Origin of the sequence: Leptolyngbya sp. FACHB-541, from assembly GCF_014695875.1 — a bacterium.
Lineage (GTDB): Bacteria > Cyanobacteriota > Cyanobacteriia > Elainellales > Elainellaceae > JAAUTN01.
This window is the reverse complement of record NZ_JACJPC010000077.1, coordinates 1-12672: the sequence shown is the minus strand read 5'-3', so window position 1 is coordinate 12672 and position 12672 is coordinate 1. Positions and strand designations below refer to the sequence as shown.

Annotated in this window: 16 protein-coding genes; 10 read left to right on the top strand and 6 right to left on the bottom strand. The window is 49.2% G+C overall.

The window, feature by feature from the left end:
* Positions 1-173: 173 nt before the first annotated feature.
* The 4 genes from H6G00_RS17075 (at position 174) to H6G00_RS17060 (ending at position 3398) form a co-directional block, all read left to right on the top strand.
* Positions 174-1181 (top strand): hypothetical protein, encoded by a 1008-nt coding sequence (locus H6G00_RS17075; RefSeq protein WP_190797679.1) that lies wholly within the window; start codon positions 174-176, stop codon positions 1179-1181.
* Positions 1182-1310: 129 nt separating this feature from the next.
* A complete protein-coding gene (locus tag H6G00_RS17070; RefSeq protein ID WP_242042316.1) occupies positions 1311-1649 on the top strand; it encodes a hypothetical protein in 339 nt (112 codons plus the stop codon).
* On the top strand, positions 1621-2103 hold the full coding sequence (locus tag H6G00_RS17065; RefSeq protein WP_190797678.1) for a hypothetical protein: 483 nt from the start codon (positions 1621-1623) through the stop codon (positions 2101-2103). The genes H6G00_RS17070 and H6G00_RS17065 overlap by 29 nt, the downstream gene beginning before the upstream one ends.
* Positions 2100-3398 carry a hypothetical protein gene (locus tag H6G00_RS17060; protein WP_190797677.1) on the top strand — a complete coding sequence of 433 codons (1299 nt, stop codon included), beginning with the start codon at positions 2100-2102 and terminating at the stop codon, positions 3396-3398. Before H6G00_RS17065 ends, H6G00_RS17060 begins: the two co-directional genes overlap by 4 nt.
* A 2-nt stretch (positions 3399-3400) precedes the next feature.
* Here H6G00_RS17060 and H6G00_RS17055 read toward each other — a convergent pair whose 3' ends face one another.
* Entirely contained in the window at positions 3401-3811 is a 411-nt protein-coding gene (locus H6G00_RS17055) for a peptide chain release factor 1 (RefSeq protein WP_190797676.1), read from the bottom strand.
* A 321-nt stretch (positions 3812-4132) separates the two neighbouring features.
* On the opposite strand from H6G00_RS17055, the gene H6G00_RS17050 reads away from it, so the two are divergent.
* From H6G00_RS17050 to H6G00_RS17025, 6 genes are all read left to right on the top strand, one after another.
* On the top strand, positions 4133-5011 hold the full coding sequence (locus H6G00_RS17050) for an alpha/beta hydrolase (RefSeq protein WP_190797675.1): 879 nt from the start codon (positions 4133-4135) through the stop codon (positions 5009-5011).
* A gap of 235 nt (positions 5012-5246) precedes the next feature.
* Positions 5247-5990: an FHA domain-containing protein gene (locus H6G00_RS36700; protein ID WP_190797674.1), complete on the top strand. Its 744-nt coding sequence runs from the start codon at positions 5247-5249 to the stop codon at positions 5988-5990.
* Positions 5991-6094: 104 nt separating this feature from the next.
* Positions 6095-6598, top strand: coding sequence for a DNA recombination-mediator protein A (locus tag H6G00_RS17040; protein ID WP_190642802.1), 504 nt, complete (start codon positions 6095-6097; stop codon positions 6596-6598).
* Positions 6599-6606: 8 nt separating this feature from the next.
* Complete coding sequence (locus H6G00_RS17035) at positions 6607-7026, top strand: MAPEG family protein (protein ID WP_190797673.1); 420 nt, start codon at positions 6607-6609, stop codon at positions 7024-7026.
* A gap of 42 nt (positions 7027-7068) precedes the next feature.
* The gene (locus H6G00_RS17030; RefSeq protein WP_190642804.1) at positions 7069-7560 is read left to right on the top strand and encodes a YajQ family cyclic di-GMP-binding protein; all 492 of its coding nucleotides are present in this window, start codon (positions 7069-7071) and stop codon (positions 7558-7560) included.
* Between the two features lie 5 nt (positions 7561-7565).
* Positions 7566-8039 (top strand): DUF202 domain-containing protein, encoded by a 474-nt coding sequence (locus tag H6G00_RS17025; protein ID WP_190797672.1) that lies wholly within the window; start codon positions 7566-7568, stop codon positions 8037-8039.
* On the opposite strand, the gene larE is transcribed toward H6G00_RS17025, so the two are convergent.
* The 5 genes from larE to H6G00_RS17000 all read right to left on the bottom strand — a co-directional run bounded on the left by larE (position 8030) and on the right by H6G00_RS17000 (position 12084).
* Complete coding sequence (gene larE, locus H6G00_RS17020) at positions 8030-8854, bottom strand: ATP-dependent sacrificial sulfur transferase LarE (protein WP_190797671.1); 825 nt, start codon at positions 8852-8854, stop codon at positions 8030-8032. The two genes, H6G00_RS17025 and larE, sit on opposite strands and share 10 nt — an antisense overlap.
* 118 nt (positions 8855-8972) lie before the next feature.
* On the bottom strand, positions 8973-9497 hold the full coding sequence (gene aroQ, locus H6G00_RS17015) for a type II 3-dehydroquinate dehydratase (protein ID WP_190797670.1): 525 nt from the start codon (positions 9495-9497) through the stop codon (positions 8973-8975).
* Positions 9481-9654, bottom strand: coding sequence for a hypothetical protein (locus tag H6G00_RS17010; protein WP_190642823.1), 174 nt, complete (start codon positions 9652-9654; stop codon positions 9481-9483). The genes aroQ and H6G00_RS17010 overlap by 17 nt, the downstream gene beginning before the upstream one ends.
* Positions 9655-9747: 93 nt before the next feature.
* Positions 9748-11028, bottom strand: a complete 1281-nt coding sequence (locus H6G00_RS17005) for a competence/damage-inducible protein A (RefSeq protein ID WP_190797669.1) — start codon at positions 11026-11028, stop codon at positions 9748-9750.
* A gap of 9 nt (positions 11029-11037) precedes the next feature.
* Positions 11038-12084, bottom strand: coding sequence for an MraY family glycosyltransferase (locus tag H6G00_RS17000; RefSeq protein WP_190797668.1), 1047 nt, complete (start codon positions 12082-12084; stop codon positions 11038-11040).
* Between the last annotated feature and the right edge of the window lie 588 nt (positions 12085-12672).

The window sequence follows — 12672 nt, the reverse complement described above, 5'->3', positions numbered from 1 at the left end:
GGTCACTCCCTCTATTTCTTTTTCGTTGGGCTGAAGCAGGGAAAATCTGCCCAAGAATACGGCTGTCACAAATTTTGCTAGGGGGATGCAAAAGAGTTTATTTATAGTACACTTGTACTAATTCTAAGGCATCAGCAAATATCAGAGTAGTCAGGTACCCCAAAGGAGCTGATATGAAAGAGTCGCAAGCAGAAATTAAAGCCATTCAAGCCAAGCTTCAGGCGCTTCAGAGCGGACGTAAACCAGCTTATCAGTATTCTCCTCCGTCCCAAGTTCATGTTCCTCAGAGGAATGGTTCTGCTTCAGCAACTCTAGCGAGTAGCCGACCTGACAACTTTTCTGTACCCATTGAAGTACTGCCGCAACGTCCGGCTTCCCAGCTTCAGATTCAGCAGCTAAACCTGAAGCCACCTCGTGTCACGTCTGCAGAGCAAATCGCTGAAGAGATTAAACGCTTAGAAGCTCAGGCTGAACGAGTTAATCAACTCTCTATAGCGCAAGAGGCGGCTCTTCTAGAACTCAGGGCGATCGCCGAAAGGCTAGAACGCAAGCGCCAGACCCTTCCAGAAGATGCAGAGGAATTTTCATCTGAAATTCCTGTTTGTGAATACTTAACAGAAGTAGTGCCCTGTGTAGAGCGAGAACCCAACGGGGCGTTCATCATCACGACGCGAACAATCGATTTGTTTAAGGCAGAGCGAGAAGCAACTTTGATGGCTCAATCGCTACGTTACCGAGCAGGCAGACCGGGTTCTGCTTCACCTCAAAAGCATGTTGGTGTGTCAAGACGTCGCGCTGCCGAACCTGAATTGTTTCTTGAAATGGCTGGAGTCTGGGGAAAACTGCTGTGGCAACAACTTTCCAAACTGACCAGCCAGTTAATTGCTCGTCGCCGTAAAGCCTCCAAAGCTTCCCGAAATCACGCTGCACCCGTAGCAGTACCTTCCTTTAGCTTGCCAGATGCATTGATCTGGGTGATTGGCTCGACGATCGCGCGAGTGGGAATCGATCTAGTGCTGGCATCATTTCCAGGGCTGTGGCTGCCAATCGTGGCTCTAATTTTAACGCCAGCGGCGATCGCCATCTACCAAATTGCTGTTTCTCCTGAAACCGGATCGATCTGGGGTTACCGTCTATTTCTCGTCATGGCTGGTTTGCTAATTGGAGGAAGGCTGCTGTGATGTCTATCTTCTTAGGCGCGTGGCGCTTAATTGTGCTGTCCTGCTTTGTGTTTCTAGAAGTTGAGGGACAAGATGAAGCACCATGATTCTGAACGATCTACTCTAAAACCATTGCTTGCAGGCGGGCTGATGTTTGCACTTGTGGGGCTGCTGATAGATGTACGCGGTATGGTTCCTTCGGGCAGTTCCAGTAGCAGTAAGGGTGAAGTCTGCCCGAGCAGCGTGAAGTCAGAGGTTGCGCTATCAAGAGAGCAACTGCTTCAACTGCTCATCGTGCCAGAGCGAGATCCAAAAGCAAGAGTTCGAGACATTCTAAAAGAGCCTTATTGCCAACTGCCGAGCTTAGAAGTTCGGGCTGGCGTTGCGGCCGAACGAGAAGCGTATCCTCTTGAATTTGACCCTCAGACCTGGCTGGTCATTCTCTACGAGGACGATGAGTATGCGGGGTATCAGTTTAGCCATCAGTAAATTTATCTGCAAACTTAGACAAGTTGGCTTGGCGCTGGCGTTATTGCTATCGGTTACGGGCTGTAGCAACCGTCCTACAGAAGCAGTCCGAGCAATTCAAATTTACCAGGACTGGGAATTAGCACCTGGAGATACGATCGCCGGACACCGAGTATTGGGCGGATTGGGCGATATCTCGATTCAGCTGAAAGGCGATTCAGTCTATGCCCCATTCGACGGCAGAGTCCAACCCAATGTCAAAGGATGTGTCATTTTTTCTACGCCTCAAATTCCGGCTTACCTGTTTCGCCTGTGTGGACTAAAGCGTCCTAACTTAGGGCAAGTCAGCCAGGGAGAAGCGATTGGGTCAGGCGAATATCTTCAGTTTGCGGCACTAAGAAGACAGCCTGATGGCAGGTGGGCCCTGGTTGAGCCTGCCGTAGACATCCTGGAGCGAACTTTGAAAAAGCCATGAAAACCCTCTGTAAGTCTTTGTTGCGCTGGATGGCGATCGCCCCTTTTTCTGTTGGAATTGCGCTAAGTAACGGTGTAGCTGCTCGGGCAGATGACTTCGCTCTAAGCTTTGATCTCTCTCCCCGTTCACCTAAACCAAGGGTCGAGCAAGCGCCTGCTGTAGCATCAGCGCTTCCTGTTGATACTGCACCACCTCAGGTAAAACCGCTAGAAATTCCGACTCAGGCAACTGCAATTCCAGTTGGAGTCTCAGATCAGCCTACCAACACCTTACCGCCACCACCCCAACCTGTTTCATCTCCCCCACCACAAATTGAAGCTATTTCGCCTGAATCACCCATCAAGCCTGCGGATCTGAGCTTCGACATTCCTGCTGTAGCTCCTGCTCCACAGGCGTCTCCTTCAGCAGAATTGGCAGCGAGTTCAGGCAATTTCACCCCTAATTCTGCTCTCTCTTCCACACCCACACCCCCTACTCAGGAGCAGGACATAGAAGCCAGATTGTTTGAGGGGGGTTCTGATTCATTAGTTGCCAGGGCAGTCGGTAGCGCAGAGGGCACGCGCACCCCAGATGGACATCGCAACCCCGCTTACTATGGACACGTTGATCCGGGTAATGGCGTTTGGAATTTGGGCAGTTTTTCCTACCAGCACGGAGCGAGTTCACCTGAAGAAGCAGATGCAAAGCAACTGGCAAGGTTGCGACAACAAGCTCAGGTCCTACAGCAGAAGGCGATCGCTCACAATCTCGAATTGACTTTAGAGGAAAGACTAAACGGCATTGATCTCGCAAATCAAGCCCCAAGGGCGGCTCTGAGCAGAGGAGGTTATATTGACTGGCTGGAACAGGCGCACGAGATGGGAATGCGCGGCTCAGATGCAGTCCTTTGGGCACGAACTCGCTCCTTCCTTGATCCAGACACTAGCGAGTGGGATGCTCCAGGGTTAGGCAATAATCTGCACCGCATTTCCAGCGATCAGGAACGGCGGCTGTTGGCAATCGCCCGCGCCATTGAAGCGGATCGTCTTAGACCTCAGCTAGTCCAAATGCCTCCAACTCAACCCGAAGTTGCTGCTAGCCAACCACCTCAAGAAATTGCCGAAGAAGAGGCGATCGCCCGTCTGTTTGCCCAGGAAGTTCCCCCGACGTTTGCGCCCACTTCCACTCCAGATTCAACTCGGACTGATCCTGAGGTCGCCGCAACTACTCTAAACAACGCAACTAGCCCGTCAACCGTAGATGCCATCTTGGATCTAGATTTGCCAGAAGAAGCCGAGCTTGATTCTGGTAGCTAGTATCACCGCCAGTATGCTTTTCCTTGCCAGAACACACCCAGCAAAACTCCCATCAAGGTCATGTAATCTGGTGCAAGAAAAAGGACAGGAAGTTGTAGAAGCGATCGCGCCATCAGCATTACCATGACACACAAGATCAGCGCCCAAAGCACAGACGTGTTAATTACAACTCTTTGGTGAAAGCGCTCCAAAATTAGGGCAGCCAATGCTCCCAAGCCAACTGCAGCCGCAAGTAAAACGAATAAAGCGAGCGGCGGCTGAAATAGGATTTCCAACGTCTCAGCGATAGGAGAGAATTGGGTTCCTGCAATTAACAAAATCTCTACAACAAAAGCTAAACCTGTAGCCAATGCAGCTACCTGAAAAAGAGGCAACCAGGGCAGAAATTTGAGTCTCCGAAGCGGATTACTCATGGAAGAAGGGATAGAAGAATTTTAAGCTCAGAGCCGAGTTCTGGTTGAGATTTGAGATTGAGTTTACCACGATGCTTTTTAGTGACAATGCTGTAGCTAGTTCTGAATATCATCAGAAGTAGGCTGTGAGATGTAACAATATTGACAGCACTGACAGCCGTATTGTTCATAACCATCTGCTTTTGCTAACTTTCAACTGCCGAAAGCAGCTAACTTGCTAGAATTCCAGATTTGCTCTGGTCTGCCAGCGTCATGCAAGTAGTCCGGAGATTTAGGCTTCAGTAGCGAAAAAGACCTAATATTCTGTTCTCTTCAACTTCTATGACCGCACTTAGTTCTGCATGGCAGCACCACTTCATTGAGACAAATCGGATTCGCTTACATTGTGTTACTCAAGGCGAAGGGGAGTTAGTCATTCTGCTGCATGGTTTTCCAGAATTCTGGTACTCTTGGCGACATCAAATTCCAGCTTTGGCACGCCATTTTAAGGTGGTGGTGCCCGATTTGCGTGGTTACAACGATTCCGACAAACCTCAAAGTGGGTACGACCTGGATACGCTCAGTGCCGATATTCGCGGCTTGATCGAAGGATTGGGCTATTTACGAGCACACGTCGTGGGACATGACTGGGGTGGGGCGATCGCTTGGCACATGGCCCAAAAGTTTCCCCAGTACCTTGATCGCCTTGCCATCCTCAATGCACCTCACCCGCAGCACTTCATGCAGGAAATGGTCAGCAATCTGGATCAACTGCGGCGCAGTTGGCACGTTTTAGCGTTTCAGATTCCTGGATTGCCAGAGTGGTTGATCCAGCAGAACTTACAGAGTTTTGTCAAGAATCTGTTTCAGGAACAGGCGATCCGTAAGGGTGCATTCACTGCCAGGGATACGGAGATTTATCGGGCAGCTCTAGCAAAACCAGGTGTCCTATCTGCAGCGATTAACCACTACCGCCAATGGCTGGCTCCCCAGATTTGGTTTCGCAATTGGGGGCGATCGCCTGACCCAATTACCGTCCCGACCTTAGTGTTATGGGGCGAAGACGACTTTTTGCTGAGTCAAACCCTAACTGAGGGCATCAGTCAATTTGTCAATGCTCCTCTTCAAATCAAGTTGGTGCCTCACTGTGGTCATTGGATTCAACAAGAAGCTCCTCAAACCGTGAACCGAGAGCTATTGAGCTTTTTGCGCAAAGTCTAGATTCCGTAGATCTCACTACCCGAAATGCCTGCAACTCTGTATTTGATCGTAATTTTGCGGTTATCTCCAGCAGAGAGAGGTCTTAGTCTAAGTTTGGTGCTCACAGAACCTCAGTTTAGTTGAGCATCTGCGAATGGAATGATTAGTCAGATCAGGGGCATCCCCACAAGGTCTTAACGCTCATCAAGCTCACTCATCACTGTCCTCAACCGCTTCAGCCATTAGAAGGAGGACAGTGAGACTTTTCACGCCCAGCCAGCCCAAGCTAGATATGATTAACGCAAATTTTTTAGCCGAATACTCATCAGAATTATTAGATACCGTAGAGAATACAGAATTGAAGCAGCGTCTAGGGCTGTATCAGTTGTTTCTAAAGCTCTATGAACATCATCGAGGGTTATTGGATGAAATTCTTAACCTGGAGAATTCAAGAGGTAGTGCTTTACCCGGGATGATGTTTCCCTACATTCAGGGAGTGGTGCTAAATCGCCAAATTTATCTGACAACTAATTTGCGGGATGGCACTACACAGATGCTCTCTCAGCCTCAAAATACCTGGATTATTGGTCGCGATTCTCGTCAGGTGACTTTGCCGATCGCCGATAAGCGACTGTCCCGCTGTCACGCTGTGATTCGATACGTTGACCATCAAGGCTTCTACTTGACTGATTTAAATAGCAGTAATGGCTCTTATGTGAATGGGGAAAAGGTGCAACGGAGCCTTTTGCTCAAAGATGGCGATCGCGTTCGGCTAGGAAGTCTAACGCTCGTTTTTTTAAGTGGAAACGAAAGCCAATCCATGGAAAATTTGTCTGCTGAAATGATAGAACGGCTCAGCTTGGCAGAGTCGCTGCCTTCAGGGCAACCCCAATATTGCGCGCACTGTGCTGGTAAACCTGATTCAACTTCGGTAAAGCGTCCTCCGGTCACTGCCTTAGAAGAAACTATGACCTTTATGAGAGACAAATTCTCAATGTAGTGGAGTTTGTGATTGTGCTGAGAATTTTCTCTCAGCTTAAAGGTAAGTTTCGATGACACGCTACACCTGCTAAAATAGCTGGGTCGTTCAGCCCAATACCGTCTTTGAGCCAATCAGTAGATCTGCCCAACGTAGATGAATTCTTGCAAGAGCTGGCAACGATTCAGCAAGCTGGATCAAAGCGGATTGCGGTGCTAGGGTCGCGTCATGTACCCATTACTCATCAGCATTTGATTGAGTTGATGAGTTATGCCTTGGTGCTATCGGGTAATCGCCTCCTTACCTCTGGCGCTACAGGCACTAATTCCGCTGCAATTCGTGGAGCGATGCGGGCCGACCCCAATTTGCTGACGGTGATTTTACCTCAGAGCTTGAGTCGTCAACCCCGTGAATCTCGTGATCAGCTTGATCAGGTCATGCACCTAGTTGAAAATCCTGCTAATGACACGCTATCTCTAGCAGAAGCCAGCGCCGTCTGTAATCAGGAAATCGTGTCACGCTGCCAGCAGCTTATTTGCTTTGCTTTTCATGACAGCCATACGCTGTTAAAAACCTGCCAGGATGCTGAAGATCAGCGTAAGCTAGTGACGTTGTTTTACTTTGACTAGCCTGCGTGATGTCTTTTCTAGAACAGTTACCTGTGTCTACGACGCTGCTCTATGCGATCGCTGGGGCAGCTATCTTGGTTTATCTGCCTTTCTTAGTTGTGGCATACGGTCGGCTGTCAGCAGGGTATGACATGTCTGCACCACGGGCTACGTTTGATAAGCTGCCTGCGGTGGCACAGCGAGCAACCTGGGCACACCAAAATTCCTTTGAGTCTTTTGTGCTATTTGCAGCAGCGGCGCTAATGGCGTATGTAACGGAACTGAATTCAACCCTGGTCGTTGGAGCGGCGATCGCCTATTTGGCTGCTCGCTTCTTCTACTCGGTTTTCTATATTGTGAGCGTGCCGTTACTGCGATCGCTGATGTTTCTTGTCGGTTCCGCTAGTATTGCTACGCTTATGGTGATGAGTCTGCTAAAAGTTAGCTAAAAGTTAATAGTTAGTAGTTCTCGTAGTTATCTCAATTTACTCATGGCTTCTACGTATTCATTTGACATTGTCAGCGACTTTGACCGCCAAGAGTTGGTCAATGCGATTGACCAGACTGTGCGGGAAATCGGCAGTCGCTATGATTTGAAAGACACCAAAACGACTGTGGAGTTGGGTGATGAGGCGATCGTCATCAACACTGACAGCGACTTTACCCTTCAGGCTGTGCATACGCTGCTGCAAACTAAAGCTGCTAAGCGTAATCTGCCGCTGAAGATTTTTGATTACGGCAAAATTGAGTCTGCCAGTGGTAACCGAGTGCGTCAGGAAATCAAGCTGAAAAAGGGAATCAGTGCAGAAATTGGCAAAAAGATTTCAAAGCTGATTCGAGATGAGTTTAATAAAATTCAGGCTTCAATTCAGGGTGATGCGGTACGGGTTTCGGCTAAATCTAAGGATGAGTTGCAGACAGTGATTCAGCGTTTAAAGCAGGAAGACTTGCCTGTCGCGCTGCAATTTACCAACTATCGCTGATCGGTGTGAACGAGCAACCCAAGATCGATCGCCAGCGAGAACATCAGGCAAATGAGCGAACTTTTTTGGCATGGCTAAGGACAGCGATCGCCTTAATTGGCTTTGGGCTGGCGATCGCTCGATTTGGCTTGTTCCTGCGAGAAGTACAGACTGCCGTTGTTGAGGACGGACTTGCTGCCCGTTCCATATTTAGCTATCAAACTCTCGGTATTGCGCTGGTTGTTGTTGGACTGGTAGTAATCGTCCTGTCCGTGTGGCGCTACAACCAGGTGTTCTGGCAAATTGAACAAGCAGACTATCGCCCTAGTCGCTTGATGGTCTGGCTCACGGCAGGCACAGTGCTAATTTTGGGGCTGCTCAGCATTCCTTTTGTCCTATGGCGACAGACTCCTCCGGCCCCAGCTCGTAATTCTCAAAGTGGGGTCGCTCCTGCTGATTATTTCTCTTCAAAATTAGCCAATATCATCAATCAGTTTTGAGCCAGAAGTTCAGGTTGCAAAACCTGGTTGAGTTTACCGCTGCGATAGCCTTCCAGGTCAAGCGTGACGTAGAGAAATCCATAGGATTGGAAGGCAGAAACTAGAGCCGGCAGATCAGTCTTCAAGACAAAGTCTTTGATTTGCTCAGGCAGCAACTCAATGCGGGCAGTATCCGCTTCTGAACGCACTCGCAGGTTTTGCCACCCCAGGTTGCGCAGATAGCGTTCAGATCTGCCAACTCGCTGAAGTTTGCCGACGGTGATCTCTTCACCATAAGGAAACCGGGAACTAAGACAGGGTTGGGCAGGTTTGTCCCACCAGGGCAAGCCCAGCAGTCTTGAGAGTTCGCGAACTTCGGCTTTGGTCACACCGACTTCTGCTAGGGGCGATCGCGCTCCTCGTTCTTTCGCTGCTTGAATTCCGGGACGATAGTCTGACAGGTCATCTGCATTAACACCGTCTACCACGTAAGGATAGCCCCACTTGAGTGCTAGGGGTTTGAGTGTGTCGTGCAGTTCACTTTTGCAGAAGTAGCAGCGATTGACCGGGTTCGAGGTGTAGTTGGGGTTGTCCATCTCATGAGTCTGTACCACCTGATGGGCGATGCCGATTTCTGCTGCCTGGATTCGGGCATCTTCTAAATCTTCGGGCAATAAGGAGGGAGATTCAGCTGTGATTGCCAAGGCGCGGTCGTCCAACACATCGAAGGCAATTTTTGCCACCAGCGTACTGTCAATTCCACCAGAATAAGCAACTAGCGCTTGTCCCATTTCGGTAAATAGAGCTTTGAGTTGCTCAAGTTTTTCTGTCAGCATCTTTCCTCCATGCCAGTAGCGCACCGTCCCGTCATGAACGGTTTCAAAAGCAAAAAGACCAAGTGGTTTAACACTCAGCCTTTCTCCAGCGTAACGAATTTTTGTAAAAACTTGAGTACTAGTTCCGTCTCAGGTAGTGAACTAACGCATGAAGCCCCAGACGATAGCTGTCAGCTCCAAAACCGCTAATTTGCCCAATTGCCACTGGTGCAATGTGAGAGTGATGCCGAAAAGCCTCGCGTCGGTAAATGTTACTAAGATGGACCTCTACAACTGGCAGTAAGACAGACGCGATCGCATCTCGAATAGCAACGCTTGTGTGGGTATACGCACCGGGATTAATCAGAATACCGTGATGCTCTCCTAACGCTTCGTGAATCGCGTCAATCAGCACACCCTCATGATTAGACTGGATAGTTGAAACATTCACCTGGAGCGATCGCCCTTCCTCATCTAGAGAGCGATTAATGCCATCCAGCGTTTCATGTCCGTAAATGCCTGGTTCACGCTTACCCAGGAGGTTTAAGTTAGGGCCATGCAGAACTAAAATGCTCAGCCATTGAGCGCTTGATTCTAACCATTGAGCGCTTGATTCTGAAGAGGCGCTTAACCCAGAAGGTTCACGACTATCGGCGGCGGTCATTAACAGGAATTGGAATGGGTTCGGGTTCAGGCTCAGCTTCTGGGCCTAACAGAGCATCAATCAGCCTGCGTGCCCACTCTTTCAGCTTGTCCAGTATGTTTTCGATGTAATCCATTAACCCAAAGGCTCCTTCGCCGTAGACCAGGAACTTAATCAAGCCAAGAAAGTCTTAGCTTAAATAAAGTCAACGTAAAGTGTTCACCTTGATCATAACGAATCTTTCAGAATGATCAAGTCGGTTAATTATTTGTTAAGGATTGCTGGGGATCAAGAGCCTGCGGCGTAGCAGGTCAAGCGCATTGCAGGTACTAATCCAGCGAATCCAGTCACGGCTGCGTTGCGAACCGAAGGAATAAACGAAGCTTTCGACCTGCTCATCTGGTCCGGCTAACCCGATGTAAACCAAGCCTACAGGTTTTTCTTCTGTGCCGCCGGTTGGTCCGGCAACTCCCGTAATGCTGAGTCCCCAAGTGGTCGCTAAACGCTGCTTAACTCCTAGCGCCATTTGCTTCGCGACAACATCACTTACTGCACCATGCTGTGCTAAATCTTCCGGGTTAACGTCCAGTAGCAAGATCTTGACCTGGTTATCATAGGAGATAACTCCCCCTTTAAAGTAGCTAGAACTACCCGAAACTGATGTCAGCAGATGTCCTAATCCACCCCCCGTGCATGACTCTGCTACCGATAGAGTTTGTCCAGCATCCTGAAGCAGTTTACCAACTGCTACGGCAAGGGTATCGTCATCATTGCCGTAATAGTCTGCCCCAGCAATTTCACGAAGTTGCTGAGCGACGGGTTCAATCAGTTCCAGTGCTGCTGCTTCGGAACTGGCTTTGGCAGAAACTCGCAACCTGACTTCCCCTTTTCCAGCGTAAGGGGCGACAGTCGGATTTTTCAGGTCAAAAAAGGAAACGACTTTTTCAGCTAGAGTGGATTCGCCGATGCCCCAAAAGCGCAACGTTTGGCTGTAGATAATTTCCTTGCCCCATCCCTGGCTTTGAAGATAAGGAACGGCAGTTTGCTGCCACATTGCCTGCATTTCGCTGGGAACGCCGGGGAAGGTCATCAAGGTCAGCCCAGACCGAGGCTGCCAAATAATTCCAGGAGCGCTGCCCCAGGGATTGGGTAAGATTTCTGCGCCTTTGGGGATGAGCGCCTGTTTGCGGTTGCTGGGTGACATGACTCTGCCCCGACTGGCAAATTTACGAGCAATGTCTTCGAGAATGTCAGGACGCTCGATCAGCGGAACTTCAAAAAAGTCTGCCAAGGTTTCGGTGGTCAGGTCGTCAGGAGTTGGACCTAAGCCGCCTGTGAAGATCAGAAGGCGCGATCGCTCACAGGCGATCGCCAGTACCTTTTGTAGCCTCAGCGGATTGTCTCCCACGACCGTTTGGTAATAGTGGGGAATCCCTAACTGAGCTAGCTGTTGAGCCAGAAATTGGGCATTACTGTTGAGAATTTCACCCAGCAGCAACTCTGTACCCACACAGATAATTTCGGCACTATTCGTCTCAGCACTATGGCTCATCAAATTCACCTACTGACGGGCATGTTTTCTAACTTGCCAGCTCATATAGCTGAGCAATGCAGTCGCCCCAACTGCATAAGCAACTCCGCTAGGGATATTAGAAAAGGCTAGCGCTAAACTGCCAACCCAGAGCGTCAGTGCATAGATAAATAGAACCGTTAGCCGATGGGAAAGCCCTGCGTTGAGTAAACGATGGTGCAGATGGCGTTTGTCTGCAACGAAAGGAGATTTGCCGTGACGTAAACGGTCTAAAATAACTGCCGACATATCTAAAATTGGCACTGCCAAAATGAGATAGGGCAAGAGTACAGCAACTGTAGTAACGCTCTTGACTAACCCGACTACCCCTACGCCAGCCAGGGTAAAGCCCATATAATAAGCCCCCCCGTCGCCCATAAAAATTTGGGCTGGATTGAAGTTGTAGCGGAGAAATCCCAGAGCACCCCCGGCAAGGGCGGCGGCAATCAAAGCAGCGGCGGGTTGATTCATGAAGAGACTGACGACCAGCATGACGACGGCGGCAATCCCGGAGACTCCTGCTGCAAGCCCATCGAGCCCATCAATCCAGTTAATCGCATTGGCCATGCCAACCAACCAGATGATCGTAATGGGCAGATTAATCCAAACGGGCAGAGAGACTAATCCCAGGAAGGGCACGGTGAGGAAATCGATTTGAACCCCTACCTGCCAAGCACACCCTGCTACGATCGCCTGTAGTAACAGCCTGACCAGTGCAGGTAGACCAAATAGATCATCGGCTAGCCCAATTAGAAAGAAGCCCAACCCCCCAAAGGTGAGTCCCCAAATTTCGTATTCTTTATCGGGTGGCAGGTAGCCAAATCCACCTAGCCCCCAAACGGTTAGCAGCGCCACAAGCGCTCCTAGAAAGATGGAAACTCCGCCCAAGCGTACCATTGGTCGTTGGTGAACTTTGCGTCCACCCGGCATGTCTACGCGCCCGCTCTTGAGTCCAATTTTTTTGACAATCGGCGTGCTAATAAGAACTACCACAGCCGAAACCAGGAACGCAGCCAGGTGGTATAACTGAGGAGGCATCTGATAACTATAAGATAGGGTGCAGACAAAACTAAGTTTCAGGCAGAGTCTACATGAACTGTCGGCTCAATGCTAGGGCTTTGACTAAGATGATTGTGACATCTCAAGGTAAATGCTCTTCATTGATTCATGACCGGATACTTGCAATCCGCCTGAAATGAGAGCAGCGATATAGCTAAATGTTCTGAGCCATAGAATTTCAGAACTTTGATTTTAGGGCTTTGAGAATTCTGTTGAAGCATTAGTTTAATGCTTCTCAAAGCCAGACATAGAATATGTTTTCAGCAAGTTTTTCTTTAGATTTATTGTTTTAATCGTGATGCCAAGGCAATTAAATCCTGGCTTCAGCAGCAGTTATTCCAATATTCAATATGAGACTACACAATCGAGCATTCACTCGATCTGTAGTGCAGTGCTTGTACATATTGGTAACAACTCTACCTGGACTTACTTGCTAACTGCTATTCGTTTACTTAGGGACTTGCGGGAAAATAGCATACCCGTCACTCTAGAGATGTAGAGTACGGGAACAACTCTGCTATTATGCTAACCCTGCTGACTCTGGAGGGCCTGAAATGCTGTTAGACG